The 3,573-nt window shown below is 35.7% G+C and carries 4 protein-coding genes; all 4 read left to right on the forward strand.

What is annotated here, in order from left to right:
• Window positions 1-1,124 (forward strand): tetracycline-inactivating monooxygenase Tet(X) (gene tet(X) / locus MUN53_RS18145; protein ID WP_243326827.1); only part of this gene is annotated, 1,124 nt, incomplete at its 5' end.
• A 175-nt stretch (window positions 1,125-1,299) separates the two neighbouring features.
• Window positions 1,300-2,163 carry an aminoglycoside 6-adenylyltransferase AadS gene (locus tag MUN53_RS18150; RefSeq protein WP_003013318.1) on the forward strand — a complete coding sequence of 288 codons (864 nt, stop codon included), beginning with the start codon at window positions 1,300-1,302 and terminating at the stop codon, window positions 2,161-2,163.
• A 181-nt stretch (window positions 2,164-2,344) separates the two neighbouring features.
• Window positions 2,345-3,259, forward strand: coding sequence for a macrolide hydrolase EstT (gene estT, locus MUN53_RS18155; RefSeq protein WP_006744646.1), 915 nt, complete (start codon window positions 2,345-2,347; stop codon window positions 3,257-3,259).
• A 160-nt stretch (window positions 3,260-3,419) separates the two neighbouring features.
• Window positions 3,420-3,573, forward strand: a 154-nt coding sequence (locus MUN53_RS18160) for an FAD-dependent oxidoreductase (RefSeq protein ID WP_243326830.1), incomplete at its 3' end; no start/stop codon positions are given.

Raw genomic sequence — 3,573 nt, forward strand, 5'->3', positions numbered from 1 at the left:
GTGATAAGAACGTTGCAATAATTGGTGGTGGACCCGTTGGACTGACTATGGCAAAATTATTACAGCAAAACGGCATAGACGTTTCAGTTTACGAAAGAGACAACGACCGAGAGGCAAGAATTTTTGGTGGAACCCTTGACCTACACAAAGGTTCAGGTCAGGAAGCAATGAAAAAAGCGGGATTGTTACAAACTTATTATGACTTAGCCTTACCAATGGGTGTAAATATTGCTGATGAAAAAGGCAATATTTTATCCACAAAAAATGTAAAGCCCGAAAATCGATTTGACAATCCTGAAATAAACAGAAATGACTTAAGGGCTATCTTGTTGAATAGTTTAGAAAACGACACGGTTATTTGGGATAGAAAACTTGTTATGCTTGAACCTGGTAAGAAGAAGTGGACACTAACTTTTGAGAATAAACCGAGTGAAACAGCAGATTTGGTTATTCTTGCCAATGGCGGGATGTCCAAGGTAAGAAAATTTGTTACCGACACGGAAGTTGAAGAAACAGGTACTTTCAATATACAAGCCGATATTCATCAACCAGAGATAAACTGTCCTGGATTTTTTCAGCTATGCAATGGAAACCGGCTAATGGCATCTCACCAAGGTAATTTATTATTTGCTAACCCCAATAATAATGGTGCATTGCATTTTGGAATAAGTTTTAAAACACCTGATGAATGGAAAAACCAAACGCAGGTAGATTTTCAAAACAGAAATAGTGTCGTTGATTTTCTTCTGAAAGAATTTTCCGATTGGGACGAACGCTACAAAGAATTGATTCATACGACGTTGTCATTTGTAGGATTGGCTACACGGATATTTCCTTTAGAAAAGCCTTGGAAAAGCAAGCGCCCATTACCCATAACAATGATTGGGGATGCCGCACATTTGATGCCGCCTTTTGCAGGGCAGGGAGTAAATAGTGGGTTGGTGGATGCCTTGATATTGTCTGATAATCTAGCCGATGGAAAATTTAATAGCATTGAAGAGGCTGTTAAAAATTATGAACAGCAAATGTTTATCTATGGCAAAGAAGCACAAGAAGAATCAACTCAAAACGAAATTGAAATGTTTAAACCCGACTTTACGTTTCAGCAATTGTTAAATGTATAAAATGGAATAAAACGGCACATAACAAACAAATTGGCAATAGAGCCGGTGAAGTACTTCTATTGAACTTTTGTGCAATGTTGAAGATTAGTAATTCTATTCAACATTTGTGCTAAAAGTCGGCTCCATCGCCAATTTGCCAAACGTTGTACGACATAGTAAAACCGAACCAAACAAAATGAAAGTCAGAGAAGAAAAGTTAAGAACAATTATAGAATGGTCGGAGAAAAACGAAGATGTAAGAGTTCTTCTTCTGACAAGTTCACTTGTAAATCCTTTAGCACTTGTTGACGAATTTAGTGATTTAGACATTGAATTTGTTTTTGAGGATAATACAAATTACATTTCAGACAAAAGCTGGACGCTTAAATTCGGAAATCCAATTGCTATGATTGAAGAAGACGAAAGTTGTTTTAACCATAAACACGCAATGAAAATGCTACTTTATGAAGACGGTGTGAAAGTAGATTTTAAACTTTACAGCAAATCAAAATTTATAAAGGAAACGCAAGAGAAAGAATTACCAGAAGATTGGGATATTGGTTATAAAATTTTAATTGATAAAGATGGTATTACAAAGCAAATGCTGAAACCAACTTATCAAATTTCCATTATCAAAAAACCGTCTGAAAAAGAGTTTCAAAATCTAATAAACGATTTTTGGTGGGACACAACTTACGTGGCAAAGTGTCTTGTGAGAGATGAAATATTCTATGCGAAATTTATGTCGGAAACCGTTATTCGCACAGAATATCTAATTCCTTTAATTGAATGGCACATTGCAAGTGAACACAATTGGAACATAACGACCAATAAATATGGACGACTTTTCAAAAAGTATCTTAACCAGGAAATGTGGGCTAAAACAGAACAAACATTTTCAGGGAGCGATATAAAGGAAAATTGGACTGCTCTATTTTCAATGACTGATTTAGTTTCAGAAATAGGAACTGAATTGTCAAAAAAATTAGAGTACAAATACCCGGATAAATTAGAAAATGACATACGAAAATATTTAGCTGGACTAAAACCCAAAACATAACTACGTCGTACAACATCGTATTGGCAATAGGCGGGCTGAACGGCTTCGTATCAACGGAAGTGCAAAATTCAACTTCTGTTCTTCGATTAAAGTTCAGTGCTAAAAATCCCGCCCATCGCCAATACGCGGCACGTTAGCGGGCATTGTGAAAGATACCAGCATAACAGTTAAACATTGATAAATGAAAAAAAAACTACTTTGGATATTAATTTTAGGACTGATAATAATCAGTTGCAAACAAAGGAAAACAGAAATGAAAGAGAAAATAATTAAAACAAACGGCATTGAACTCTGTACGGAAAGTTTTGGAAATAAGAAAAATCCAGCAATCCTTTTGGTAGCAGGTGCAACCGTATCAATGCTGTATTGGGACACTGAATTTTGCCAACAATTATCTGAAAAAGGATTTTTTGTTATTCGTTACGACAACAGAGATGTAGGAAAATCCACTAATTATGAACCAGGTTCTACTCCATACGATATTGTTGACTTAACTAATGACGCTATTTCAATATTGGATGGCTACAAGATTGACAAAGCACATTTTGTGGGGATTTCTTTGGGCGGACTAATTTCTCAAATAGCATCAATAAAGTTTGCCGACAGAGTTAACTCCTTAACTCTTATGTCATCAGGCCCTTGGGGAGACTCAGACCCAACTATACCTGAAATGGACACGAGTATTTTAGATTTCCATAGTAAAGCAGGTACAGTCAATTGGACAAATGAAGACAGTGTGGTAAACTATTTAATTCAGGGTGCAGAATTAATGAGTGGCAAGAAACAATTTGACAAACAAAGAAGTGAAAAACTGATAAGAGCTGAGTTCAATAGAGCCAACAATTATATAAGTATGTTCAATCACGCTGCATTGCAAGGTGGTGAAGAATATTGGAACAGATTAAACGAAATCAAACAACCCACCTTAATTATCCACGGAACAGACGACAAAATTTGGCATTATAAGAATGCAGGTTTTTTACTAGAAAAAATAAAAGGTTCAAATCTAATCACCCTTGAAGGTACAGGACACGAATTACACGTTGATGATTGGAAATCAATTATTGATGGAATAGAAAAACACATAAATGACTGATAAACAAAAACAACGACCCGCTAACAATGTATATAAAAAATAGGCGAAACAGTAGTAAATTCAAGGCTTTTGGCTCGTATTATACTTTGTGCTTAACCGAAAATTTGGCACTTCGAAATCGCCTACTTTTCATATACTAACCGTTATGTGCCATTTTTGAATGACAATGCGAATAGATACAGACAAACAAATGAATTTACTTAGTGATAAGAACGTTGCAATAATTGGTGGTGGACCCGTTGGACTGACTATGGCAAAATTATTACAGCAAAACGGCATAGACGTTTCAGTTTACGAAAGAGACAACGACCGAG

It is taken from the genome of Parabacteroides faecalis (assembly GCF_022809355.1).
GTDB lineage: Bacteria > Bacteroidota > Bacteroidia > Bacteroidales > Tannerellaceae > Parabacteroides > Parabacteroides faecalis.